This window comes from Photobacterium rosenbergii, assembly GCF_033022775.1.
Classification (GTDB): Bacteria; Pseudomonadota; Gammaproteobacteria; order Enterobacterales; family Vibrionaceae; genus Photobacterium; species Photobacterium rosenbergii_A.
Genome location: NZ_JAWJZI010000025.1, coordinates 1 through 25,789 on the forward strand (window position 1 = coordinate 1; position 25,789 = coordinate 25,789).

Annotated in this window: 22 protein-coding genes; 16 read left to right on the forward strand and 6 right to left on the reverse strand. The window is 54.4% G+C overall.

Annotated features, from left to right (window positions below):
- The first annotated feature begins 656 nt into the window (after positions 1 to 656).
- From R2X38_RS24775 to hemB, 6 genes are all read left to right on the forward strand, one after another.
- A complete protein-coding gene (locus R2X38_RS24775) occupies positions 657 to 2,375 on the forward strand; it encodes an ABC transporter ATP-binding protein (protein WP_317525010.1) in 1,719 nt (572 codons plus the stop codon).
- Positions 2,376 to 2,467: 92 nt separating this feature from the next.
- Complete coding sequence (locus R2X38_RS24780; RefSeq protein ID WP_317525012.1) at positions 2,468 to 4,027, forward strand: ABC transporter substrate-binding protein; 1,560 nt, start codon at positions 2,468 to 2,470, stop codon at positions 4,025 to 4,027.
- Between the two features lie 84 nt (positions 4,028 to 4,111).
- The gene (locus R2X38_RS24785; RefSeq protein ID WP_317525014.1) at positions 4,112 to 5,089 is read left to right on the forward strand and encodes an ABC transporter permease; all 978 of its coding nucleotides are present in this window, start codon (positions 4,112 to 4,114) and stop codon (positions 5,087 to 5,089) included.
- Positions 5,090 to 5,092: 3 nt separating this feature from the next.
- Entirely contained in the window at positions 5,093 to 6,034 is a 942-nt protein-coding gene (locus R2X38_RS24790) for an ABC transporter permease (RefSeq protein ID WP_317525015.1), read from the forward strand.
- Between the two features lie 63 nt (positions 6,035 to 6,097).
- Positions 6,098 to 6,895 carry a 3'-5' ssDNA/RNA exonuclease TatD gene (tatD, locus tag R2X38_RS24795; protein WP_317525016.1) on the forward strand — a complete coding sequence of 266 codons (798 nt, stop codon included), beginning with the start codon at positions 6,098 to 6,100 and terminating at the stop codon, positions 6,893 to 6,895.
- Between the two features lie 49 nt (positions 6,896 to 6,944).
- The gene (hemB, locus tag R2X38_RS24800; protein WP_317525017.1) at positions 6,945 to 7,997 is read left to right on the forward strand and encodes a porphobilinogen synthase; all 1,053 of its coding nucleotides are present in this window, start codon (positions 6,945 to 6,947) and stop codon (positions 7,995 to 7,997) included.
- Positions 7,998 to 8,081: 84 nt separating this feature from the next.
- Here the strand turns inward: hemB and asnC are convergent, their stop codons facing one another.
- Positions 8,082 to 8,543: a transcriptional regulator AsnC gene (gene asnC, locus R2X38_RS24805; protein ID WP_107300322.1), complete on the reverse strand. Its 462-nt coding sequence runs from the start codon at positions 8,541 to 8,543 to the stop codon at positions 8,082 to 8,084.
- 137 nt (positions 8,544 to 8,680) lie between these two features.
- Between asnC and R2X38_RS24810 the strand changes: the two genes are divergently transcribed.
- From R2X38_RS24810 to R2X38_RS24820, 3 genes are all read left to right on the forward strand, one after another.
- Positions 8,681 to 11,812 carry an EAL domain-containing protein gene (locus R2X38_RS24810; RefSeq protein ID WP_317525019.1) on the forward strand — a complete coding sequence of 1,044 codons (3,132 nt, stop codon included), beginning with the start codon at positions 8,681 to 8,683 and terminating at the stop codon, positions 11,810 to 11,812.
- A 60-nt stretch (positions 11,813 to 11,872) separates the two neighbouring features.
- A complete protein-coding gene (locus R2X38_RS24815) occupies positions 11,873 to 12,643 on the forward strand; it encodes a class I SAM-dependent methyltransferase (protein ID WP_317525020.1) in 771 nt (256 codons plus the stop codon).
- A gap of 82 nt (positions 12,644 to 12,725) precedes the next feature.
- Positions 12,726 to 13,199, forward strand: a complete 474-nt coding sequence (locus R2X38_RS24820; RefSeq protein ID WP_317525022.1) for a hypothetical protein — start codon at positions 12,726 to 12,728, stop codon at positions 13,197 to 13,199.
- 349 nt (positions 13,200 to 13,548) lie between these two features.
- Here the strand turns inward: R2X38_RS24820 and R2X38_RS24825 are convergent, their stop codons facing one another.
- The 4 genes from R2X38_RS24825 to hemC are packed head-to-tail and all read right to left on the reverse strand — an operon-like array spanning position 13,549 to position 17,666.
- Positions 13,549 to 14,736 (reverse strand): heme biosynthesis protein HemY, encoded by a 1,188-nt coding sequence (locus R2X38_RS24825; RefSeq protein WP_317525024.1) that lies wholly within the window; start codon positions 14,734 to 14,736, stop codon positions 13,549 to 13,551.
- Positions 14,733 to 15,974, reverse strand: a complete 1,242-nt coding sequence (gene hemX / locus R2X38_RS24830) for a uroporphyrinogen-III C-methyltransferase (RefSeq protein ID WP_317525025.1) — start codon at positions 15,972 to 15,974, stop codon at positions 14,733 to 14,735. The genes R2X38_RS24825 and hemX overlap by 4 nt, the downstream gene beginning before the upstream one ends.
- Complete coding sequence (locus R2X38_RS24835; protein WP_317525027.1) at positions 15,967 to 16,734, reverse strand: uroporphyrinogen-III synthase; 768 nt, start codon at positions 16,732 to 16,734, stop codon at positions 15,967 to 15,969. Before R2X38_RS24835 ends, hemX begins: the two co-directional genes overlap by 8 nt.
- Positions 16,734 to 17,666 carry a hydroxymethylbilane synthase gene (hemC, locus tag R2X38_RS24840; protein ID WP_317525028.1) on the reverse strand — a complete coding sequence of 311 codons (933 nt, stop codon included), beginning with the start codon at positions 17,664 to 17,666 and terminating at the stop codon, positions 16,734 to 16,736. The genes R2X38_RS24835 and hemC overlap by 1 nt, the downstream gene beginning before the upstream one ends.
- Before the next feature lie 410 nt (positions 17,667 to 18,076).
- Between hemC and R2X38_RS24845 the strand changes: the two genes are divergently transcribed.
- Positions 18,077 to 20,635 (forward strand): class I adenylate cyclase, encoded by a 2,559-nt coding sequence (locus R2X38_RS24845; protein ID WP_317525030.1) that lies wholly within the window; start codon positions 18,077 to 18,079, stop codon positions 20,633 to 20,635.
- An 84-nt stretch (positions 20,636 to 20,719) separates the two neighbouring features.
- Here the strand turns inward: R2X38_RS24845 and cyaY are convergent, their stop codons facing one another.
- On the reverse strand, positions 20,720 to 21,031 hold the full coding sequence (gene cyaY / locus R2X38_RS24850; RefSeq protein WP_107300313.1) for an iron donor protein CyaY: 312 nt from the start codon (positions 21,029 to 21,031) through the stop codon (positions 20,720 to 20,722).
- Between the two features lie 78 nt (positions 21,032 to 21,109).
- On the opposite strand from cyaY, the gene lptM reads away from it, so the two are divergent.
- From lptM to yigB, 6 genes are read left to right on the forward strand one after another with little or no spacing between them, the layout of a single operon-like run.
- Positions 21,110 to 21,229 carry an LPS translocon maturation chaperone LptM gene (lptM, locus tag R2X38_RS24855; RefSeq protein WP_107300312.1) on the forward strand — a complete coding sequence of 40 codons (120 nt, stop codon included), beginning with the start codon at positions 21,110 to 21,112 and terminating at the stop codon, positions 21,227 to 21,229.
- Positions 21,230 to 21,255: 26 nt separating this feature from the next.
- Entirely contained in the window at positions 21,256 to 22,509 is a 1,254-nt protein-coding gene (gene lysA, locus R2X38_RS24860) for a diaminopimelate decarboxylase (protein ID WP_317525031.1), read from the forward strand.
- A 14-nt stretch (positions 22,510 to 22,523) separates the two neighbouring features.
- A complete protein-coding gene (gene dapF / locus R2X38_RS24865; RefSeq protein WP_317525032.1) occupies positions 22,524 to 23,354 on the forward strand; it encodes a diaminopimelate epimerase in 831 nt (276 codons plus the stop codon).
- The gene (locus R2X38_RS24870; RefSeq protein WP_317525033.1) at positions 23,351 to 24,055 is read left to right on the forward strand and encodes a DUF484 family protein; all 705 of its coding nucleotides are present in this window, start codon (positions 23,351 to 23,353) and stop codon (positions 24,053 to 24,055) included. Before dapF ends, R2X38_RS24870 begins: the two co-directional genes overlap by 4 nt.
- Complete coding sequence (xerC, locus tag R2X38_RS24875; RefSeq protein WP_317525034.1) at positions 24,052 to 24,963, forward strand: tyrosine recombinase XerC; 912 nt, start codon at positions 24,052 to 24,054, stop codon at positions 24,961 to 24,963. Before R2X38_RS24870 ends, xerC begins: the two co-directional genes overlap by 4 nt.
- A 28-nt stretch (positions 24,964 to 24,991) precedes the next feature.
- Complete coding sequence (gene yigB, locus R2X38_RS24880; protein WP_317525035.1) at positions 24,992 to 25,714, forward strand: 5-amino-6-(5-phospho-D-ribitylamino)uracil phosphatase YigB; 723 nt, start codon at positions 24,992 to 24,994, stop codon at positions 25,712 to 25,714.
- Positions 25,715 to 25,789 lie beyond the last annotated feature (75 nt).

Here is a 25,789-nt window from a genome sequence, read left to right on the forward strand (position 1 = left end):
GGTGAATAGCGCAGTTTGGTAGCGCATCTGGTTTGGGACCAGAGGGTCGGGGGTTCGAATCCCTCTTCACCGACCACCATTGAAAAGCCTCGTCAAAAATGACGGGGCTTTTTTCATTTCTGCCACCCACTATCTATTATTTCCCCCCATCCGAGCCCAGCGAAGCGGGATTGCTGTGATCAGACACAATTTCCCTTTAAATCCAATAGTGTGATCTACTGCTAATAATCTTTCGTTACAGATTACCCGTCTGCTTTTTATGGTTAATCCGATATATCGCTTTGAAGTATAGTAATAGTACAGTGTTTGTTTCTATATTGTTAATCTGGGCTTTTTGCTATTTGCTTATTTATGCAATTGCAAAAAGTGTTAGCTATATCATATAACTGGATTTGCAGTGGCTTTGACTGCTAGTTATCTGTGTTATGTGTGGTGGTCTTACCTGCATTTGCTCCTGATTTCTTACTCTTCTTTCTCGTAATGTGATTATTTATTCTTTTTTTATTCGTTTTGCTGGTTTTTACGAATGCATTGTTGATTTTTTGTGAAATATTTGACAGATTGTGTTCTGAACATATATTCAGCAAATTATGCTGAAAGAAGGGATTCTCTTTTTCAGACAGGGCAGAACGCTGCCAAGCAGTTGGGGTCTGGTAATGGCTTTATTGGAAGTGAAAAACCTGCGTATCGAATACCCATCACGACATGGGGTTCATGCTGCAGTGAAATCGCTCTCGTTCTCGATTGAGCGAGGGGAGATTGTCGGCGTCGTCGGTGAGTCCGGTGCCGGTAAGTCAACCGTGGGTAATGCGGTTATTGATTTGCTTAGCCCGCCGGGTCGGGTGGCGAGTGGTGATGTATATCTTGATGGCGAATTGATTTCGGGCCTGACGGCCGAGCAGATGCGCTCGGTGCGCGGTTCTAAAATCGGCTTTATCTTTCAGGATCCGATGACCTCGCTCAACCCGCTGTTTACGGTTGAGCAGCAGTTGACCGAAACCATTGTGACCAACCTGAAGGTCAGTCAGGATGAAGCCGTCAAGCGCGCGATCAGCCTGATGGAGCAGGTGGGGATCCCGCAGCCTGAGCTGCGTATCAAGCAGTATCCGCACCAGTTTTCAGGCGGTATGCGCCAGCGGGTGGTGATTGCGATTGCCTTGGCTGGAGAGCCTGATCTAATCATTGCCGACGAGCCTACCACGGCGTTGGATGTGTCTATCCAGGACCAAATCCTCAACCTCATCCGCGATCTGTGCCAGAAGAAAAACGTCGGCTGCATGCTGGTGACCCACGATATGGGGGTCGTTTCCAATGTGACCGACCGCGTGGCGGTGATGTACCGCGGTGACTTGGTCGAAATGGGCGATACCGAGCAGGTGCTTTGCCGCCCTAACCATCCCTATACCCAGAGCCTGATCTCTGCGGTGCCGCGTTCCGATATCAAACTCAAGCGTTTCCCGCTGGTGAGTTATATCGAAGAAGCGCAGGAAATGACCCAGTTGGATGTCAAGAACCACTGGCTGGGGCAGAGCGAAGATCAGCGCAGTTATACCGGTGCCTTGTTGCAGGTCGAGAACGTTAACCTGCGTTTTGTTACCAAGGATTCTTTCTTTGAGAGCCGCCGCGAATACGTCCAGGCCAATAATGATGTCAGCTTTGAGATCTTCGAGGGTGAAACCTTTGGTTTGGTCGGTGAGTCAGGCTCCGGCAAGTCGACCATTGCCCGGGCTATTACCGGTTTGTATCCGCCTAACTCCGGCAAAATTACCTTTGAAGGTGTCGATTTGACGGCCCTCAAAAATGAAGCTGAGCGCCGTCCGCTGCGTCGCCAGATGCAGATGGTATTCCAGAACCCGTATACCTCGATGAACCCGCGGATGAGGATCGCCGATATCATCGCCGAACCTATCCGTTTCCACAAACTGACCGGCAACGAGAGCCAGACCCGCCAGATTGTCAACGATCTGCTTGATCATGTTGGTTTGGGCAGTGCGTCTGGTGTGAAGTACCCGCATGAGTTTTCCGGTGGCCAGCGCCAGCGGATCTCGATTGCCCGGGCATTGGCCACCCGTCCCCGCTTATTGATTTGTGATGAACCGACATCGGCGTTGGATGTATCGGTCCAGGCGCAAATCCTCAACCTACTCAAAGATCTGCAGGACGAGCTGAATTTGACCATGCTGTTCATCAGTCACGATTTGCCGGTGATCCGCCAGATGTGTGACCGTATCGGGGTCATGCAAAAAGGCACGTTGTTGGAGGTCGCCCCGACCGAGCAGCTGTTTACCAACCCACAGCATGAATACAGCCGCCAACTGATCTCGCTGATGCCCGAATTCAAGGGCATGAGCCAGGAAGGACTCAAGTTAGCTTAATCCATTCAAGCCGTTGGCTACAGCGGCACAGGACACAACAAAAGCAAACACAACAGCAAGGGAGTTACCTCCCCGCATAAAGGAGCTATGCAATGAAAACCATTAAGACCAAGTTGGCCGTTGCCCTAATGGCTGCCGGCCTGAGCTTAAGTGCCGCCGCCGCCGATATCAAGGTTGCCTATGATGCTGACCCGGTATCGCTTGACCCGCATGAGCAGCTATCTGGCGGTACGCTGCAGATGTCTCATATGGTCTTTGACCCATTGGTGCGCTACACCCAGGATCTGGACTTCGAACCTCGCTTGGCAGAAAGCTGGAAGCGTGTAGATGACAAGACATTCCAGTTTACTCTGCGTAAGGGTGTGAAGTTCCACTCCGGCAATGAAATGACTGCCGATGATGTGGTATGGACGTTCAACCGCCTGAAAGCGTCTCCGGATTTCAAGGCAATCTTCGAACCGTATACCGAGCTGAAGAAAGTTGACGATTACACGGTAGAGCTGATTTCTAAAGGGCCTTACCCGCTGGTATTGCAGACTGCTACTTACATCTTCCCGATGGATAGCAAGTTCTACAGCGGCAAGACGGCAGACGGCAAAGACAAGGCCGAGTTGGTGAAGCACGGTAACTCTTTTGCCTCGACCAATGTATCAGGCACCGGTCCTTTCATCGTGACAGCCCGTGAGCAAGGCGTGAAAGTCGATTTCGAACGGTTTGCCGATTACTGGGACAAAGACTCTAAGGGTAACGTCGACAAGCTGACGCTGGTCCCTATCAAAGAAGATGCAACCCGTGTAGCAGCACTGCTGTCTGGCGGTGTAGACATGATTGCCCCTGTTGCACCGAATGACCACAAGCGTGTGGAAAGTGCAAAGGATGTGGATCTGGTAACCCTGCCGGGTACCCGTATTATCACTTTCCAGATGAACCAGAATTCCAACGAAGCCCTGAAAGATGTGCGTGTACGTCAGGCGATTGTCCACGCGATTAACAACGAAGGTATCGTGAAGAAAATCATGCGTGGTTTTGCGACAGCTGCGGGTCAGCAGGGTCCTGAAGGCTATGCAGGTTATGATGATGCATTGGTTCCGCGCTACGACGTGAAGAAAGCCAAGGAGCTGATGAAAGAAGCAGGTTATGAGGACGGCTTCCGTCTAACCATGATGGCACCAAACAACCGCTACGTGAATGACGCTAAAGTGGCACAAGCCGCGGCGGCGATGCTGGCGAAGATCGGTATCAAGGTTGACCTGAAGACGTTGCCAAAAGCCCAGTACTGGCCTGAGTTCGATGTCTGTGCAGCAGATATGATGATGATCGGCTGGCACTCGGATACTGAGGATTCAGCGAACTTCTCTGAGTTCCTGACCATGACACGTAACGAGGAAACGGGTAAGGGCCAGTATAACTGTGGTCACTACTCGAATACTGACGTGGACAAGTTGGTAGAAGCCTCAAACGTGGAAACAGATCCGGCTAAGCGTGCCGAGATGCTACAGCAGGTTGAAGCGACTTTGTACAACGAAGCTGCGTTTGTTCCGTTGCACTGGCAAAACCTGGCGTGGGGTGCAAGCAGCAAGCTGAACATCAAGCCAATTGTCAATGCCATGAACTTCCCGTACTTCGGTGATCTGGTAGTTGAAGAAAAATAGTAAAACCGCCGTCGGGTAACCGGCTGGCTTGTCAGCACCGGCATTAGCCGGTGCTGTTTTTAAGGATGAAAAAAGGGGCAGGGAATGTTTACGTTTCTGGTCAAGCGCCTGTTTCAGGCACTGATAGTGATGTTTGTGATCAGTCTGGTGGCGTTTGCCATTCAGGATAACCTTGGCGACCCGCTGCGAGAGCTGGTGGGGCAGTCGGTATCAGAAGCTGAACGTCAACAACTTCGCGACGAGCTGGGTCTTAACGATCCGTTTATTACCAAGTACAGCCGTTTTGTCGCCAATGCGGTGCAAGGCGACTTGGGTACTTCCTACTTCTTCAAGCGTCCAGCGACCGAGGTGATCCTCGATAAGCTGGTTGCTACGCTGGAATTGGTGTTCGGGGCAACCCTGATCATAATCGTGGTGTCGATCCCGCTCGGGGTCTATTCGGCGATCCACCCCAACAGTTTCTTTACCAAGGTCGTGATGGCCTTCAGTAGTATCGGCATTTCGATCCCGGTTTTCTTGACCGCGATTATGCTGATGTATGTATTTTCGATAGAGCTCGGCTGGCTGCCATCCTACGGGCGGGGCGAGACCGCCAACCTTCTGGGCTGGGAGTCGGGCTACTTTACCCTTGATGGCCTGCGCCATTTGGTACTGCCGTGTGTCGCGCTGGCATCGATCATGCTGCCGCTGTTTATCCGCCTGGTACGCTCCGAGATGCTGGAGGTACTGAGTTCGGAATACATCAAGTTTGCCAAGGCCAAGGGATTGGCGATGAACAAGATCTATTATCAGCACGCGCTGAAAAATACCATGCTGCCGGTATTGACGGTGGGTGGTGTCCAGATCGGTACCATGGTCGCCTATACCATTTTGACCGAGACGGTATTCCAGTGGCCGGGGACCGGTTTCTTGTTCCTCGAGGCGATCAACCGGGTAGATACCCCCCTGATCACCGCCTATGTCATTTTTGTTGGCCTGATTTTCGTTGTCACCAATACCATTGTTGACCTGCTATACGGCTTGGTTAACCCGACTGTAAACCTGACTGGCAAGGGAGAGTAAGTTATGAGTAGTACCACAGTCGCTGCCCCAAGCCGCTGGGAGCGTTTCAAGCAGTCTGATTTCCTTTATTATTTCCGCAAAGATAAAGTGGCGATGCTGAGCTTTGCGGTATTCATGGTGTTTGCCGTCTCGGCGCTGCTGGCACCGGTGATTGCTCCGACCAATCCGTATGATCTGACGTCTATCGACATCATGGACTCGGAGCTGCCGCCTTCTTGGATGGAAGAGGGGGATAGCCGTTTCTTACTGGGCACCGATGATCAGGGCCGTGATATCTTTTCGACCATCCTGTATGGTTCGCGTCTGTCGCTGACTATCGGTCTGTTGGCGGTAGGGCTACAGCTGGTGCTGGGTGTGGTGATTGGCCTGAGTGCCGGTTACTTCGGTGGCCGGGTTGATAGTTTCCTGATGCGTTTTGCCGATGTCCAGTTGTCGTTTTCGACCATGATGGTTGCCATTATTGTCTCGGCGATTTTCCGAACTGCGTTGGGGGCCGAGTTGTTTGCTCAATACGCAGTAGTAATGCTGGTGGTGATCATCGGTATCGCTGAATGGCCGCAGTATGCGCGGACTGTGCGGGCTTCGGTGCTGGCTGAGAAGAAAAAGGAATACGTTGAGGCAGCCAAGGTGATGGGCTTCAAGGCGCCACGGATCATGTTCCGCCATATCCTGCCGAACTGCCTGTCGCCTATCTTGGTGATCTCAACCGTACAGGTGGCCAATGCCATCATGTCCGAGGCGGCGCTGTCTTTCCTTGGTCTGGGTCTGCCGGTTGACCAGCCGTCATTGGGCTCGCTGATCAGCATCGGCTTTAACTACATCTTCTCCGGTTCATGGTGGATCACTGCCTTCCCGGGGCTGGTTCTGGTGACCTTGGTCTTGGTTATCAACCTATTGGGTGACTGGTTGCGTGACGTGTTCAACCCGAAAATTTACAAAGGGTGATAGCAATACTTAGCGATATTCATTAAGTTGTTTCCATTGCTAACAAAAAGAGTGGAAACAACGATGATTGATATCGGGGTCAACCTGACTAACAGCCGGTTCGACAAAGACCGCGACGAGGTCGTGGCACGCGCTAAAGCAGCGGGTGTCCACGGCCTTATTCTTACCGGTACCAGTATCGATGAAAGCCAGCAGGCTTTGGCGATGGCCCGCCAGTGGCCGGGGTACACCTATAGTACCGCAGGGGTCCATCCCCATGACGCCAAAAGCGTCCAGGATTTGGCCTTGCCTGAGATCCGTGAGCTGGCTGCTCAGCCTGAGGTCGTGGCTGTCGGCGAGTGCGGGCTCGATTTCAACCGTGATTTCTCCCCCCGTCCGCAGCAAGAAGCGGTTTTTGAGGCCCAACTGGCGATGGCGGTTGAGCTCAACATGCCGGTGTTCATGCACTGCCGTGATGCCCATGAGCGATTTATGGCGATCCTCAAACCGTGGCGTGACAAGCTCCCAGCCGCGGTCCTGCACTGCTTCACCGGCACCCGCGAGGAGCTTCGCGACTGTCTGGCGCTGGATCTGCACATCGGTATCACCGGTTGGGTCTGTGACGAGCGCCGCGGCACCGAGTTGCGCGAGATTGTCGGCGATATTCCCGATAGCCGCTTGATGGTGGAAACTGACTGTCCTTACTTATTGCCTCGGGATTACCGGCCAAAGCCAAAGTCCAGCCGCAACGAGCCTAAGTTCTTGCCTCATATCGCATCGGTGATTGCCGAGTGTCGAGGCCAGCCACCCGAGCAGGTGATGGCCAATGCTTATGTTACCACCCAGGCATTTTTCAATATCGGATCACCTTCAGCACAATGAGAGTGATATGATCCAAATAAAGCGATTTAACCCATAAAAGGAGTATGCAGTGTCTGTATCTATCCAGGGCGCGTTTCCAGCACGCCGTATGCGTCGCATGCGTAAGCATGATTTCAGCCGCCGTTTAATGGCAGAAAATCAGATTTCTGTGAATGACCTGATTTACCCGATGTTTATCCTGATGGGTAAGAATCGTCGTGAGACCGTTGATTCCATGCCGGGGATCGAGCGTTTGTCCATTGACCTGATGCTCCAGGAAGCAGAATACCTGGCCACTCTGGGTGTGCCGGCAATTGCCTTGTTCCCTGTTGTATCGCAAGATTTCAAATCCACTTGCGCTGCGGAAGCCTTCAACCCTGAAGGTTTGGTCCAGCGTGCCGTGCGTTTGCTTAAAGAGCACGTGCCGCAGATGGGCGTGATCACCGATGTTGCCCTCGACCCGTTCACTATCCATGGCCAGGATGGCATCATCGATGAAGACGGCTATGTCATCAATGACGTCACCACCGAGGTGCTGATCAAGCAAGCTTTGTCCCATGCCGAAGCCGGGGCTGATGTTGTCGCGCCGTCAGATATGATGGACGGCCGTATCGGTGCCATCCGAGAAGCTCTGGAAGAAGCGGGTTATGTGCATACCCAAATCATGGCTTACTCTGCCAAGTACGCGTCGAACTACTACGGTCCGTTCCGTGATGCGGTCGGCTCGGCGGGTAACTTAAAAGGCGGTGACAAGAAGACCTACCAGATGGATCCGGCTAACACTGATGAAGCGCTGCATGAGGTGGCGATGGACGTTAACGAAGGTGCTGACATGGTAATGGTCAAGCCGGGTATGCCGTATCTGGATGTGGTTCGCCGGGTAAAGAGCGAGCTGCAGGTGCCGACCTTTGCCTACCAGGTATCCGGTGAGTACGCGATGCACATGGCTGCAATTCAGAATGGTTGGCTCAAAGAGCGCGAGACCGTGATGGAGTCATTGCTGTGCTTCAAGCGTGCCGGTGCCGATGGGGTGCTGACTTACTTTGCCAAGGCGGTTGCCGAGTGGTTGGCGGAAGATGCCGCAGCACGTCAGGCAGAATTGGACAAATTGAGCGAGAAGTAATGTAAGTGTTCACTTACTGATAAGATATGGCAGGGCCTGCGCGAAAGCGCTGGCCCTTTTTAATAGTGGCAACGCCCCTGCGCGCTAGGGTTTGACGTTGCGGTTGATCGGGTTTTGCAGCGAGATCAGGGTTTCGGTCGATTGGACCTCGTCGATAGCCTGCAGCTTGTCGATAAGCACGTACTGCAGTTCTTCTATCGATTTGCACATCAGTTTGACGAAGATATTGTAGGCCCCGGTGGTGTAGTAGGCTTCGACCACCTCATCGAGTTCGTTGAGCTTGCGCAGGGCTGAGTGGTAGTCACGGGCTGCATTGAGGTTGATGCCAATAAAGCAGCACACGTCGTAACCGAGCAATTTGGGATTGATGATCACCTCGGTACCTGTGATGATTTCGGCAGCACGCATTTTTTCAACCCGGACATGGACTGTGGCCGGGCTGACATTGAACCGCTTGGCCATTTCGGCATAGGGGGTGCGGGCATCGTTCATCAGGGTATTGAGGATTTCCCGGTCGAGATCATCAATTCGAATCTGGCTGGTCATGGTAGAAGCAATCCTTGGTTTATACGTGCTTGCTCATATCTTATACTGTCGCCCTGCTATGTCGCTAAATTATATTAAAAAATTATCGTTAGGCCCGCTTCTGGCCCTGCAACGGATAGACAGGACCCCTGACCTTTATGCGCTTGATTGCTTTTTTGCTTTTCCTTGGCTGGTTACCGCTCCAGGCGTCGGCCTATGACACCTTGGTGATCCATTCCTACCATAAGGGGATGCGCTGGACGGATGGGATCCAGGCCGGGTTGGAGTCGGTGGCCAGTGTCCAGGGGGTCTCGCTCCATGTCAATTACATGGACAGCAAGCGCTACCAGTCGCCGGCGTACCTCAATGAATTGTTGGATATCTACCGGACCAAGTTAAAACGGGAGAGCTACCGGGCCATCGTGGCCACTGATGACAATGCCCTGTGGTTAATCAACCAACTGGCCGAAGAGGTTGGCGAGACACCGGTGATATTGGCGGGCATCAATGATTATCACCCCCATAAGCACCGGCGGCTGAAAAAAGTTATCGGTATCCTCGACCAAACCGATGCCTCCGCCAATATTAGCCTGGCGCTGTCGGTCCAGCCGGATCTGCGTACCATCTATGTGCTGGCAGACAATACGGTCACCGGACGGGCGCTGTGGAAAGGGGTCAGTGAATTTCTCTCGGTTAACTTCCTCGACCTTGAAGTGATCCGGATCCAGGACAGTGACTTTGCGTCGGTGCTGGCCGAATCTGAAGGATTGCCTCCCCGCTCGGCAATCCTTTTCCTTAGTTATTTCCAGGATAGCCTGGGTCACTACATGAGCAGCGATGAGTTTCTTGAACAGCTAACGGTCCGGGCTTCTGCGCCGGTGTACGCCTCCTACAAATACATGCTTAACCATGGTGTGGTGGGGGGGGTGATGGTTAGTGGTTATGAAAAAGGTCTCCAGATCGGCAAGATGCTGGTCAAACTGTTCGATGACAAGGTCACCCGTTTTCCGACCTTTATCCGCAGCACGGGCAAGGAAATCTTTAACTACCCTGAGGTCGCCCGGTGGGGATTGGAAATTGATAACAACGAAACCCTGATCATTAATCAACCCCAGAGTTGGTTGCACCGCTACCAGAACGAAATTCGTGTATTGACCGTTGCCCTGAGTGTGATGGGTGGGGTGATTGCTTTGCTGGTAATGGTTATTCGTAGGTTGCGCAAAGGAGAGCAACGCTTGCAGCAGAGCCGGGCTTTGTTCGAAGGGGTATTCGATCAGAGTTTCCAGTTCATCGGTATCTTCGACAAGGCGGGGATGCTGGTATCGGGCAATTTGGCCCTGCACGAGCTGGTGGGGCGCTCGGTGGTTAAGTATGACCGGCCCTTGTGGCGGTGGTTCTGCTGGAGCCCGGAAGCAGCCTTGAAATTAAGTCGCGCGGTGGCCCAGGCCTGTAGCCAGCCGGTGCGGATGGAAATCGATATCCAGAGCCACGAGGATGGCAGCCGGATGCTGGATATTGTGATCAAGCGATTGCCCGCGGGGGAAAGTGGCGAGGTGCAGCTGCTGCTAGAAGCCCGTGATGTCACTGCTCGCCACCAGATGGAGGAAAAGCTGCGTGAGCGTGAGGCGAGTTACCGATTGCTGTACGAGCAGCAGCCAGTGATGCTGCTGACCGTTGATCGCCAGTCACGGATCCAATCGGTCAATCAGTTTGCCGCTGATCTGCTAGGTTACAGCAAGCGGGATTTGCTTGGCCACAAGATCGCCAGTTTCTATGAAGGGGATGAGCCTGTTCCGCAGCGCTATATCAGTTCGGCGCTGGATAATGTTGGCCAGCGGGTATGGCGACGCCAGCTACGCTACTGTTGCGAGGATGGTCGCACGGTCTGGATCCGCGAGACGATTCGCCAAGCCCAGAACCGCCAGCTGCTCGTTGTAGGGGAAGATATTACCTCTACCCGTGAGCTGGAAGAGCAGCTGGCGTATCAGGCTTGCCATGATTACCTGACTGATTTGTACAACCGTAATCATTTTGAGCTGTCTTTGGAGAGGGCGCTGGCAGAGGCCCGTGAGCACCGGGCTCAGCATGCTATGCTCTACATTGATTTGGACCAGTTCAAAATTATTAACGATACCGCCGGCCATGAAGCCGGTGATGAGGCGCTCAAGCAGGTGGCCATGCTGCTCAAGGGGATCACCCCGGAGCAGGCGGTGTTGTCACGCCTTGGCGGGGATGAGTTCGCCGTGATCCTGACCGACTGTCAGTTGGTTGAAGCGGTAGCATTCGGGCGCGAGATCTTGAACTTGCTCGAGGAGAGCGAGTTCTACTGGCAGACCGCCCGCTTTAGTTTCAGCGCCTCGATAGGCCTGCGGATGATTGACGAAACTGCAGGGTCGAGTCAGCAGGTCCATGCCCAAGCCGATACCGCGTGTTATGCCGCCAAGGATGAGGGCCGCAACCGCCTCCATGTCTATCACCCGGATGATGAGGAGTTGCGCCGTCGCGAGCTGGAAATGGAGTGTGTCAGCTTGATCCGCCGGGCGCTGTCGGAGCAGCGGCTGGAGCTCTATGCCCAGCAAATATCACCACTGAGTTCCTGCCACCAGGGCCACCATTATGAAGTCCTGGTGCGGATCCGCAATGACGAGGGGGAAATGGTGTCCCCTGGGCTGTTCATGCCGGCAGCCGAGCGTTATAACCTGGCTCATCGGATTGACCGCTATGTTGTGAGTGCGGCGATAGATTGGCTGGAGTCCCACCCTGATGCCGTGGCGTCTTTGGATATGTGCGCCATCAACTTATCGGGGCAGTCGATCGGCGACCGTGACTTTGTCCATTTCCTGCAGGACAAAATCCGCCACTCGCCCATACCGGCGCAGAAACTGTGCCTGGAAATCACCGAAACGGCGGCCATTGGCAATATGAGTGAGGCGATCCGCTCGTTTACCTTGCTCAAGGAGTTGGGCTGTCGGATCTCCCTCGATGACTTTGGCTCTGGGTTATCATCATTTGGCTACTTGAAGCGGATGCCGGTCGATATCATCAAGATTGACGGCATGTTTGTCCGGGATATCGCCGATGACGAAGTGGATTTTGCCATGGTGAAGGCGATCAATGAGCTGGCCAAGAAAATGGGCAAGCAGACGGTGGCGGAGTTTGTCGAGAACGAGGCAATCCTTGCCAAGCTTGGCGAGCTGGGTGTCGACTATGCCCAGGGTTACCTGTTCGGCCGCCCGCAACCTCTGCCTCTGTTGGTGGCTCAATTGAGCCAGCGTGAAGAGGTGGTATAATCCGCCGCCTAACGCTTGCCGTGTGTCGCTGGCAGGTACTGTATTTTCCGGAGTGTGCGTGTGCAACTAGCCTTAATTTGTGAGTCCCCTGAACGTCAACCTGAACTGGAGCTGCTGGCAGAGCGCTGGGGGCTATCCCATGATCCTGGCAGCGTATTTGCGTTGGTACTGACAGCGGAGCGGCTGGAGCTGCGTAAGCTCGACGAACCCAAGTTGGGCGCGGTATATGTTGACCTTGCCGGTGGTGCGGTGGCGCACCGTCGCAAGTTCGGCGGCGGCCGCGGGCAGGCGATTGCCAAGGCTGTGGGGCTAAAGGGTGGCGTGACCCCGACGGTTGTTGACGGCACTGCGGGGCTGGGGCGTGATGCCTTCGTGCTGGCATCGCTCGGTTGCAAGGTACAGATGGTCGAACGCCACCCGGTGGTTGCGGCATTGCTGGACGATGGTTTGGCGCGTGCTAAAGCTGACAGTGAGATTGGTGGCTGGATCAGCGAGCGTCTGAGTCTCCTGCATGCCTCGAGCCATAATGCCTTGGAGCAACTGGCTGCCGATCCTGACTTCGTCGCGCCGGATGTGGTGTACCTCGACCCGATGTATCCGCACAAGAAGAAATCGGCCCTGGTGAAAAAGGAAATGCGGGTGTTCCAGACCCTGGTCGGTGCTGATCTCGATGCAGATGGCTTGCTGGCCCCGGCATTGGCGTTGGCGACCAAGCGGGTCGTGGTTAAGCGGCCGGACTATGCGGAGTTTTTGGCGGGGCAAAAACCTGCCATGGCCATTGAGACTAAGAAAAACCGCTTTGATGTCTATGTAAAAGCAGCAATGAAGTAGCGATCCTTCGATGACGGCGGTATATTGTAAATGAGAATAGTTACTCCGGTCTGATGTTGGCCGGGCAGCCGGAGATGAGGGAATGGCAAAGTCGTTATGTAAATACCGCCGGGTTGAAATCGCGGCCCAGTTTTCCACTATCAGCCGGATTGTCAGTACTGCCAATTATATGTGCAGCAGCTGTACCCGGGTGGCGTCAGAGAAAGCTTATTTGTGTAAGCCTAGTGCTCTGAAACGACCTACTGACATGGCCCATGCGGTGAAACCAAGTCTGACCTCGGTAGAGACGGCAACAGTGTCTGAATTGCCTAAGGTCGCCCCTTTGCCAAGAGGCGCAGTCCAGGTTGCTGCAGTAGCGGCTGAGCTGGATACGCCTGCGTCGGTGGTTGCTTCCCACCCGGCAGTGGCTGCGAGCTGCAAAGAAGCCAAGAAAAAAGCTAAGCAGCTTAAGAAATTGAAGAAACTGGCAAAAAAGCAGAAGAAGCAGCTTAAGAAAGCAATGAAGATAACCCGTCGCTACCACAAGGCGCTGGAAAAGGCACAAGCATCGATCTAATTGTGAAAGACAGACATAAAAAAACCTCCTGGCGGAGGTTTTTTTGTTCTGGGCAATTATGATTCTTTGATCAGTACTGCGGTCATTAGGCAAGTGATCACAGAAACAATGATGCCAGAAACGATTAACCAAGGAAGCATATCCATAGTTAGGTATCCATCTGTTGAGCAACGGGAGCCCTATTGAAACCTGTTTACAAAATGCTAGCAATGGGATGGATATAGGTTGAAACGCCTGTTAACAATTGGAAACAAATATCCGCAATAGGACACATAAACTATTGCTTTTGAGTATAAAAAAGCACCCGTCCGGGTGCTTTTTATTTGCAAAATGTTATGTTGCTTTTTTGTTAGCTTTTGGCTGGCAGTGCTAATGTCAGGGCCTGGCGAGATAGCTCGGCGGCGCCTTGCTTGTCATCCAGTTGCTCCATCACCTCAACCAGATAGCCGTAGTCAGCCACATCGCTGCGTAGGGCGATAGCTTTCTCGAAATGCTCCTTGGCCTCTTCCAGTTTGCCTTCACGCATGAACAGCTGGCCCAGGGCACTGTGGGTGCTCGGGTTGCTGCTGTCATAGCGAAGCAAGTCCTGCAGGCGAACAATCGCCGGGTGGTTGTCAGCCAGCTTCAGGGCTGGAACAAGGTTGATCAGCGATTCGTCATTGTTCTTCTTCAGTGCATCACGAAGCACGGTATATGCTTCGCTGTCAGCGTTGTACTGGCTCATTAGCTTGACGAAACACGCCACTAGATCTGGACGCGCTTTGGCTTTGCGGTTCAGGCTGTTCCAGTGGCCCATCAAGCCCTCGCTACCTTGCTGCTTGGCAATATGGTGCATGATGCCACACTCGGCTTTCGCTTCGAGCTTGGCGGCTTCTTCTGCATCTACAACACCGGCTTTCTGCAGCTGAGGCAGCATAGCCAGCAAAGGTTTCCAGTCTTCCAGGCGGATGTAACAGTCTTTGAGCAAGGTCAGCAGCACCGGGTTGCGGCTGTGATCGCGCTTGATGTCCTGCAAAGTGGCAACAGCTTGTTCGAATTGCTGTTGGCGGTACTGAAGCTTGGCACGGGTCAGGGCAACCGCCAGACTCTGGCCATCGATCTCAGCCGCCAGTTTCAGGTACTCGTCACGCTGACTGGCATCACCTTGGCCTTGGGCGGCTTCGGCTGCAGCCAGGTAGTTCAGCAGCGGGGCATCACTGTGCTTGGCAGATTTCACCACCAGCTTTTCCGCTTGCTTCCAATCACCTTCGATAACCTTGGTCAGGCCCTCAGAGGTTTGCTGGCGTGCCTTGCGGGTCTTGCGGCCAGAGAACCAGCCGCGGGTTGAGCTACCCAGCGAGAATAGACGCTTGAGAATATTCTCCAATAGGAAAAAAGCACCGAACAGGACAACCACCAAGATGATCAGGGTAGTCAGGCTCATTTCCACTGTTTGGTTGGCTGCGGAGATCAGCACATAGCCTTGGTTTCCGGCCAGCATTGGGCCGACAACGATACCGGCGATCAGTGCGGCTACCAGCAATAGCAGTTTGATCATGCAGGGTTCTCCTCTGTGCTAAGCGGTTTCACCTGCTGGCGTAGGCGCTCGCTGATGGTATCTGTGATCAGCGCCTGGGACTGCAGCTTGCTTGGGTAGTCGGCTTCGATATTCTCTTGGCCAAGTGCTTCTAGCGTTTCGATGAAGCTCTGAACCGCAGGATCTTCCATGTCGTAGAACTGCTCAGCCCAGTCTTTGGCCATTGCCAGAGATGTGGTGTACAGCTCGCCCTGCTCGCGGTAAACCGATTTGATAGCGGTTTCCAGCTTGGATTTGATGTTTTCCTGCAGGTAGAAGTCTTGCTTCGGTGTCAGTAGCGGGATCACGCTGCCGTCACGCTGGCGGTAAGTGATGAAGTGGTCGCTGAAGTTTTTCAGCGAGGTCTTCAGGTTTTGCTTCCAGTCATCCACCGATGCAGAGACTTCGGTGGTCTCGACCGCTTCCGCTTCAGGCAAGATGGCATTGGCCAGTGGTAGTTTGCCAATCTCTTCCTGTAGGCTGGTCAGGCGCAGAACGAGACCGTCACGGTCAACGCGGGCGACAGCTTTCAGCGCGGTAATATCTGTGTGCATTGCCTGGCGAATTGGGGTGAGGCTAGGGTCGTTGAGTTCGGCAATACGGTGGTCGGCAGATTCTAGCAAGATAGTGGCACTGACAGTGTCGTGTTCAAGCCACAGCTTGCGCCCCGCCATCTTGACCAGGTAGTCCGCTTCAGCCAGCAGCCAGTCATTCGGGCGGCGGCCTTTCATTTCAGCCAGCGCCATCTGCAGTCCGGTAATGGATTTTTCCTGCTGCTCGATTGACGTCTCGGTACGCTGCAGGCTGTTGTTCACTTGGCTGAGCGTTTCTTGCTGGGAGGTCTTGAGAGAAGACTGGAGCTGGGATTGAAGCTGGGAGATTTCCTGCTTCAGTGCCGTCATTTGGCTGTTTTGGCTGAGGGTTTGCTGGTGGCCGTGGTAGTAAAGGCCGGCACCTAGCGCAATGACGAGAGCAATCGCGATCGCCCCGGTTTTGCTGCCACCCTGTTTTTCGCTCGGTTGACTGGCAGGGGCAGCGGCTGGCTGGGCTGCTTGTTCTTGTTTTTCAGCTGCTGGCTTTTGCTCAGGAGCCGGCTTTTTTTCAGCTGCTGGCTTGGGCGCTTGTGCCTTGGCACTGGCTTGTCCTTGCTTATTGGTATTGTTCGCTGCGGATTGTTGCTTATCTGCAGGGTTTTCATTATTGGTTTTTTTATCAGTCATCCGATTTTCCCATTGTGCCTATTTTGCTTAGGGTCGTGAACAGTGGGCCGTTGGCCGCACTTCCCACATTGGAAATTAAACGAAAACCAAGCCCGAGGGCTTGATCGGCGATTCGCTGGCTTGGTACGAATAGCTGGCAGTTAAGAAACCAAGCCTTGGCGCTGTCTGGTATGAGCTTGATCAGCTGGTCAAGTTGTTCACCACTGGTGACCACCAGGGTGTCAACATCGGCCTGCTGCCAATTCCGGCTCAGGGCCGGGCCATCAAGCGGTAACCAGCTGCGCTGGTAAGTCTCGCAATAGGAGACATCGGCCCCACTTTGGCATAGGCGCTGGTAGATCAACTCGCGCCCGCCGTTGCCGCGTAGAATGAGCGCTCTGCGCCCAGCCACATCAGACAATATCGGTAAGGCCAACAGCCCCTCACTGTCGCTGCGCTCGGACGGGGTCAGGACGGGTTGTCCTGTATAGTCTTGCAGCGCGGCGGCGGTTTTCTGGCCGACCGCTATATAATGCACGTTTTTTGGCCAGCTGGCACCTACCGACATCATGTAATTGTGCGCTAGGTTGGCTGCGTGAACACTGACGGCAATCAGGAAATCGCCACTTTGCAGTTGTGAGAGGGCATTGGGTAGGTCTTGCAGTTGCTGCCCCGGCTGAATTTCCAGCAGGGGCTGGGCAATGGCACTGATCCCCGCAGCGGTCAGCTGTTGGGTTAGCTGGTGGCATTCTGGTGCCGGGCGGGTGATCAGTATGGTCATCAGGCGTTGCCGTACAGCTCGTCGAGAATTGCCTTGGCACCGTCGCCTAGCAGTTGGTCGGCCAGCTGGACACCGAGCTGCTCGGCATCATCGCGGTGGCCACGGATCTCGCCGCGGACAATCTGGCTGCCATCAGGCTCGCCAACCAGGGCGCGAAGCCAGATCTGGTCGCCTTCCAGCACCGAATAGCTGCCGATTGGTACCTGGCAGCCACCTTGCAGGCGGTTGTTCATCGCACGCTCGCACAGTACGCGGGTCTCTGTATCACTGTGGTTGAGAGCATCCAGTAGGTGGCGGACACGCTCGTCATCAAGGCGGCACTCAATACCGACAGCACCCTGGCCGACAGCCGGTAGGCTGGTTTCCGGAGCGATGGCATCTCGGATACGGTCTTCCATCTTCAGGCGCTTGAGGCCAGCACAGGCCAGGATAATGGCATCGTATTCACCGTCATCCAGTTTGCGCAGGCGGGTATTGACGTTGCCGCGCAGATCTTTGACAACCAGATCAGGGCGCTGGGCGCGCAGCTGGCATTGGCGGCGCAGGCTCGAGGTGCCGACCACGGCACCGGCCGGTAGCTGCTCTAGGTTGTCGTATTGGTTGGACACGAAGGCATCACGTGGATCTTCGCGCTCGCAGATGGTGACCAGTCCCAACCCTTCCGGGAATTCAACCGGGACATCTTTCATCGAGTGCACGGCAATATCGGCGCGGCCTTCCAGCATCGCGACTTCCAGCTCTTTGACAAAAAGCCCTTTGCCTCCCACTTTGGCAAGTGGGGTATCGAGAATAATGTCACCTTTGGTGACCATAGGAACCAGTTCAACCTGGAGGCCCGGGTGGGCTTGTTCCAAGGCAGCTTTGACAAATTCGGCTTGCCACATAGCCAATGGGCTCTTGCGCGTGGCAATACGGATTGGAGTATCGGTCATAGGATCGGATCCATATATTTAGTTGGGCACTATCATTATTGCTTCTAATCCTACCACTACTGGGCAGTGATGGTAATTGATGTGTTGCTGTCAGTGCGTTGGGGCAATATTGTCTTGCTATAAACTGCAATTAATGTGATATTTGTCACATATGTCCTTGGCAACATACAGATAACCGATCGTAAAGTGGCGGTTTGGTGAACTTGTACTAGCTTGAGGGGAGGCGACACGGAAAGGTCAGCTGGCAACATTTCAGTCCATTCATAATTTGTCATAAAACGGCACTATCTTTACGGTTAATACAAAAACTGTTAGATTGATCACGTTTTTACTCCTAGGTCGAGCCATCTCAACCGCTTTAATGACAAGATTTGGGCCGCTCTCAAGCTGGTAGCTCTTGGAAGAGTAATTTGCAGAACTATATCGAAACGCTTAAAGGTAGACTGGACCAGCTCAACGAGCTAAGACTCGAGCGGGCGCGTGCTGCTATGACGCCTCAGTCTGTGCAGGTTTTTAACCTGTTGCCGGTTCTACTTCACTATAATCACCCGGCGGTGCCTGGCTATCTTGATCAGGATGTTCCGGTGGGGATTGCGTCTTTTACTGCCTCCGAGCAGCAGCAACAGTTAATCGATGACTGTGGCTTGGCTTGTGCTACCCCAATTTCTCCTCCTGTTGTTGATATTTTTCCTATCCAGGGCCTTTATGCCATGGGCAGTACGGCCTCGCTTGGCCAGAGCCTGACCAGCGATCTGGATATCTGGGTCTGTATCCGTACCGATATGCCTGCAGAAAACCGCCAGGCGCTGGAAGCTAAGTGTGCGGTGATCTCAGAGTGGGCATTGGCGCAGGGCGTTGAAGCTAACTTCTTCCTTATTGACGAAAACCGTTTCCGCGATAACTTTTCCGAGCAGATGACCGGCGAGAACTGTGGTTCGAGCCAGCACTTGTTGTTGCTGGATGAGTTCTACCGTTCAGCGGTGAACCTGGCTGGCCAGCGCCTGCTGTGGTTCATGGTGCCGCCAGAAATGGAGGAGTGTTACGATGACTACATCTGCTATCTGGAAAATGGCGGGTATATCCATCGTGATGAATGGATTGATTTTGGTGGCCTGTCCCGCATTCCGGCCGAGGAATACTTCGGCTCCAGCCTGTGGCAGCTCTACAAGAGTATCGACTCGCCGTATAAATCGGTATTGAAAGCGATCCTGCTTGAAGCCTATTCCTGGGAATACCCGCATACCCAGCTGCTCAGTGTTGATGGTAAACGTCGCTTCTTTGCGATCGACCGCACTGAGTTCTGTATGGACGCGTATTACCTGATGCTGGAGAAAGTGACCCGTTACCTCGAGCGTATCGACGATCACCGTCGCCTCGACTTGGTCCGTCGCTGTTTCTACCTCAAAACTCATGAGAAGCTGACCCGCGAGCCTGCGTCTGGCTCGGTGCCGTGGCGCCGCAAGGTGTTGCAGGAGCTGACTGACGAGTGGCAGTGGCCGCAAGAGGTGCTTGTCGAGCTGGACCGTCGCCGCGACTGGAAGGTCGAGCAGGTCAAGAGCGCGCACAACGAATTGCTTGATGCCCTGATGCTCAGCTACCGTAACCTGATCCGTTTTGCTCGTCGTAACAACATTACCTCGGCGATCAGCCCGGAAGATATCAGTATTCTGGCGCGTAAGCTGTATGCCGCGTTCGAGGTGCTGCCGGGTAAGGTAACCTTGCTCAACCCGCAGCTGTCTCCGGACTTGCACGAGCAGGACCTGAGCCTGATCCAGGTGCCGGCCGGTCGTACCAACACCGCAGGGTGGTACCTCTACAAGCAGTCGCTCGATCCGATCGCCATTATGGGGCGCCCGGCGCTGGAGCATAACCGCTACCTCAGCAAACTGGTGGCTTGGGCCTATTTCAATGGCTTGCTGACCGAATCTACCTGCTTGCATAGCGTGGTCCGCAATTCGGCGGTGGATATCGATAAGCTCTATCAGCTGGTGAGCGATATTCGCAACACTTTCCCGATCCGTCGTCCGCAGCCGAGCCTGCAGGCGCTGTCGAGCCCGTGTGAGATCCGCCAGCTTGGCTTGTTCATCAATTTGGAAAACGATCCGACCACCCGGCTGCGCAACCGCTCGGTTAAGTTCGATTTCAAGAATACCGATATCTTCAGCTACGGCCCTGAGCAGATGTGCTTAGTTGGCAGTGTCGATTTGGTGTATCGCAACTCGTGGAACGAAGTACGTACCCTGAATTTCACCGGCGACAATGCCATGCTTGATGCGCTGAAGACGGTGCTGGGCAAGATGCACCAGGATGCGCTGCCACCGGAGTCGGTGGACGTATTCTGTTACAGCAAGCACATGCGTGGTTTGATCCGTAACTTGGTGTACCAGCTGGTGGCCGAGTGTATCGAGATGCGCCTTAAACCGGTTGAGCAGGAAAAACGCCGTCGCTTCAAGGCGATCCGTATTGCCCGCCAGACCCATGGTTTGTTCTTCGAGCGCCGTGGTGTATCGGTCCAGAAGCTGGAAAACTCGGTCGACTTCTACAGTTGTATCTCGACCAATAAGCTATTGGGCTCAGCCAATTTGGTGATGGGTAAGACTGATGAGCCGCATCCGCCGGAAATCGTTGATGCTTATGCCAGTGAGGGGTTGATCCAGTTCTTTTTCGAAGACTGCGACTCAGGGTTCAATATCTATATCCTTGATGAGTCGAACCGGATTGAAGTGTACCGCCAGTGCAGCGGCGATAAAGACGAGATGGTACACGGGGTGAACCGCTTTTATACCTCGGCCCACGACCGTTTCAGCTACAGTGCGAACTTTATCAATTTCAACCTGCCGCAGTTCTACGACATTGTTCACAGCGAAAGCGGTGAGCCGCAGGTACTGCCGTTCAAGAGTGGCCAGCAGCCGTCGCGCCGTCCGGTGGTAGCCCCCCAGCCGTTGATGAATGCCAATATGACGCGCTGAGAAAAATGAACTCAGAAACACAAAGCGGAAGCCAAGGCTTCCGCTTTTTTGTACCGGCTTTGTATCAGTGACCTGCTGGCGAGATCACCAGTCGACGGTCTCACCGGCGTGCAGCGAGCATTCCTGTTTGACCAGGGCGATCAGCTCGTTGCCGCTGCGGGTACAGCGCCATTCGCCGTCATTGTACTTGAAGTGGTAGCCACCGGACTTCGACGCCAACCAGATCTCGTGCAACGGCTCCTGGCGGTTGATCACGATTTGGCTGCGGTTCTCAAATTCCAGCGTCAGTACGTTGCCGGTGGTCTCGTATTCGATGTCGGCACCGGATTCGTCGATGCCTTCTTCGATGCTCATCAGCACTTCATCTGCTAACTTATGAAATTCTGTATCATTCATCCCCGATCGTCCTATTGCTTTTCCTAGTGTGGGTGCGATTATAGAGGGCAATGAAATGATAATCACTGGCTTTCAAAAATGCGTAAAGGTTTATTAGCAATTTTGGTGTTGGGCGTACTGGCCCTCACCGGTTGTGGTCAGAGCGGGCCACTGTACATGCCTGACGACAGCGAGCAACAACAGCAAAACGATCAATAAACGGTTCAGACAGGGAAGAGACTACATTGGATTACTTTAATTATCAGCAAGACGGCCAACTATGGGCCGAAGACATTCCACTGGCCGAGCTGGCTGACCGTTTTGGCACACCGCTGTATGTGTATTCGCGTGCGACGCTGGAGCGCCACTGGCATGCGTTTGACCAGGCGGTGGCCGATCATCCCCATCTGATCTGCTATGCCGTCAAGGCCAACTCCAATATCGGCGTACTTAACGTGCTGGCACGACTAGGCTCGGGTTTCGATATCGTTTCGGGTGGCGAGCTGGAGCGGGTGGTTGCCGCCGGTGGCGATCCGGCCAAGGTGGTGTTTTCCGGTGTCGGCAAGACGGCAGCGGAAATGAAACGTGCGCTGGAGCTTGGCATCAAATGTTTCAATGTAGAATCCGAACCTGAGCTGGAGCGCCTCAACCAGGTGGCGGGCGAGCTGGGCAAGGTGGCACCGATTTCACTGCGTATCAACCCGGATGTCGATGCCCAGACCCACCCGTATATCTCGACCGGTCTGCGCGATAACAAGTTCGGCATTGCCTTTGACCGGGCGCCGGATGTGTACCGCTTGGCCCACAGCCTGCCTCATCTTGAAGTTACGGGGATGGACTGCCATATCGGCTCGCAGCTGACGGCTATTGACCCGTTTATCGATGCTACCGATCGCCTGCTGGCCCTGATTGATACCCTCAAAGCGGAAGGTATTGTTATCCACCATCTTGATGTGGGGGGCGGCTTGGGCGTGACTTACAGTGACGAGCGCCCGCCTCAGCCTTCGGAATACGCCAAGGCGCTGATGGAGCGTTTGACCGAGCATCGTGATCTTGAACTTATCTTCGAGCCGGGCCGTGCAATCGCAGCGAATGCCGGGGTAATGCTGACACAGGTAGAATACCTCAAGCATACCGAGCACAAGAACTTCGCTATTGTCGATGCCGCGATGAACGATATGATCCGTCCGACGCTGTACCAGGCGTGGCAAGACATCGTGCCGGTAGCCCCACGCGAAGGTGAAAAGGTGACCTATGATTTGGTGGGACCTATCTGTGAGACCGGTGACTTCATCGGTAAGGATCGCCAGCTGTGCCTTGAGACCGGTGATTTGCTGGCGGTGCGTTCGGCGGGTGCCTATGGTTTTGTGATGTCATCGAACTACAACACCCGTGCCCGTGCGGCAGAGATCATGGTTGATGGTAATCAGGCCCATGTGGTGCGTGAGCGTGAAGAGCTGGCGCAGCTGTGGCAGTCCGAGCATCTGTTGCCGGAATAATGAGAAGGAACAACATGCAGGTCAATTTTTCGAAAATGCATGGGTTGGGCAACGATTTCATGGTCGTTGACTGTGTTACCCAGAACGTGTTCTTCTCGCCGGATGCTATCCGGCGCCTGGCTGATCGCCACCGCGGCGTGGGGTTCGATCAGCTGCTTGTGGTAGAGCCGCCCTATGATCCTGAGACGGATTTCCACTACCGGATCTTCAATGCCGATGGCAGCGAGGTCGAGCAGTGCGGCAATGGTGCGCGCTGCTTTGCCCGTTTTGTCTGGATGAAAGGGTTGACCAATAAGTACCACATTTCGGTCAGCACCAAAGCTGGCAAGATGGTGCTCAAGCTAGAGAATGACAACCAGGTTACCGTCAACATGGGTGTGCCTGAGTTTGATCCGGCGAAAATCCCTTTCCGCGCTAAGCAGAGTGAGAAAACTTACATTTTGCGTGCTGGCGAAAAAACCGTGTTCTGCGGTGCAGTCAGTATGGGGAACCCCCATTGTGTCACTGTGGTGGATGATGTCGATACCGCGGATGTCGAGACGCTGGGACCGCTGTTGGAATCTCATGAGCGCTTCCCTGAGCGAGTTAATGCGGGCTTTATGCAGGTGATCAATCGCAATGAAGTTAAGCTGCGGGTTTATGAACGTGGTGCCGGTGAAACTCAGGCCTGTGGCAGCGGAGCTTGTGCCGCGGTAGCCATTGGCCGGGCTCAGGGCTTGCTAGATGATAGCGTGAAGGTGTCGCTGCCGGGCGGCGACCTGCAGATCCGCTGGCCGGGCGAAGGCAAGCCTTTGTATATGACAGGTGCGGCAACGCATGTGTTTGATGGACAAATTGTATTATGACCGATATTTCTCAGCTGGACGTGTGCACTCCTGAACAGGACACTGTCTCGTTGGACGAGCAGGCGGTGGCAGACTTTTTGCTGGCCAACCCTGATTTCTTTGTTCGCCATCCGGCGCTACTGAGCCGGATCCAGGTCCACCATGCCGACCGCGGTGTGGTGTCGTTGGTGGACATCCAGCTTGAACGCCTGCGCAGTAATGTCGGTGAACTGGAAGAGAAAATTACCGGCTTGGTCGGGGCGGCAACCAAGAACAGCCAGCTCTACCATACCTTTGCCAAGGCGCAGCAGCAGCTGTTCCAGACCCACAATATCTACCAGGCATTGAGTGTACTGGATAAATTGGCCGATGAGCTGGGGCTTGATGTCAGTCTGCGTCTGTTCGACAGCTTGGATGATAACTTGTTTCTCGAGCGTCGCAGCTTCGATAGCTTCAGCCGCTCACGTCTGTCATCTCGTCCGGTCTACCTCGGCCGCCTGCGCAAGCATGAGGCGGAAATGTTATTTGAGCAGCCGCCGCAGTTGGGCTCTTTTCTGGTATTGCCGCTTGGCAATGACAGGCCGTTTGGGGTCCTGAGCTTCGCCAGTGTCGATGGCGGTCATTTCCAGCCGGAGATGGATACGCTGTTTGTCGAGCAGCTGGCCATGGTGCTGGCCAAACTCATTCACCACTGGGAGTATACCCGCGAGGTGATTGAATGAGCCTGCCTTCCGGTTTGGAAAAGCCGTTGCAGCGATTCTATGAATACCTGCGCAGCGAGCGGGAGCTCAGCCTGCATACCCAGCAGAACTACAAGCGTCAGCTGACAACAATGGCCGAGCAGCTGGTCTCTTTGGGAGTCGATAACTGGCAGGCTGTGGATGCCGGCTGGGTGCGCCAGTTGGCCTCCAAGGGCATGCGTGATGGTCTCAAGGCCAGCAGCCTGTCGATGCGCCTGTCGGCGCTGCGCAGCTTCTTCGATTACCTGGTACAGCAAGGCGTGCTCAAGGCCAACCCGGCCAAGGGTGTGTCGGCGCCGCGCAAGGCGAGGCCGCTACCAAAGAACCTCGATGTCGATGAAATGGATCAGTTGCTCAGTGTCGATGAGGATGATCCGCTGGCTATCCGGGATCGGGCCATGATGGAGCTGATGTACGGTGCCGGCTTGCGTTTGTCGGAGTTGGTCAGCCTGGATGTCAAAGATGTTAGTCTGCGCAAGGGCGACTTGCGGGTGATCGGTAAGGGCGACAAAGAGCGCGTAGTACCGTTTGCTGGTCTAGCCCGCGAATGGGTCGGTCATTGGCTCAAGGTGCGTGGCCAACTGGCGGCTGCCGGTGAGCCGGGGCTGTTTGTCTCCAAGCTCGGGCAGCGCATTTCCAACCGCAATGTCCAGAAACGGATGGCGGAATGGGGCCAGAAACAGGCTGTTTCCAGCCATATCAACCCGCACAAGCTACGCCATAGTTTTGCGACCCATATGCTCGAGTCATCGGGGGATCTGCGGGCCGTCCAGGAACTGCTGGGCCATGCCAACCTCTCGACTACTCAAATCTATACCCACCTGGACTTCCAGCACCTGGCACAGGTGTATGATGAAGCTCATCCCCGCGCCAAGCGCAACAAGCGCTGAACCGGGGCTTTTTCGAGAGTAACCGCTGATGCAGTTTTACCGCCGCTTGTCTGCGCCAAAAGCGCTGACCTTCGATCTTGACGATACCCTCTATGATAACCGTCCGGTGATCCGCCGTGCCGAGCAGGCGATGCATGACTGGCTGGCGGCCCACCACCCGCGTACGCAAGGCGTTGGGAAGGTGGGTTGGCTCGAGTTGAAAATGCGCCTTGCCAAGGCAGATCCTATGCTGCGTCATGACGTGACCCAATGGCGCTTCGAGTTGCTAAAAATTGGCTTTATGCAGTTGGGCTACTCTTTGTCGGCAGCCGAGCAAGCAGCAAACGAAGGTGTGGCGGTGGTGCTGGAGATCAGAAACCAGGTCGATATTCCTGAAGAAACCCACCGGGTACTGGCCTTGCTCAAGCAGCAGTTGCCATTGGTGGCGATTACCAATGGCAATGTCGATGCGGACAAAATCGGGCTGGCGCAGTATTTCGATGATGTCTTGATGGCGGGCCGTGATGGGCTGTCGAAGCCCGAGCCCGATTTGTTTGCCAGTGCAGCGGCAGGGCTTGGTCTGGCGCCGGGCGATATCCTCCATGTCGGCGACCATCTGGTGACCGATGTCGGCGGGGCCAAGCGCAATGGCTTCAAAGCCTGCTGGTTCAACGACCAGCAGCGGGTACTGAGCCGCGAGCCGCGCGCCAAGTGGCTGCCGGATGTCGAAATCAGCCAGCTTTCACAGCTATTGACTCTGGTGAGTGACTAATTAGAGCTATTTAACTTGAGCTTCATTTTTCTGGATGAAGTTTCAAAACCTACTCGCCATGGATGGCGAGTCAGA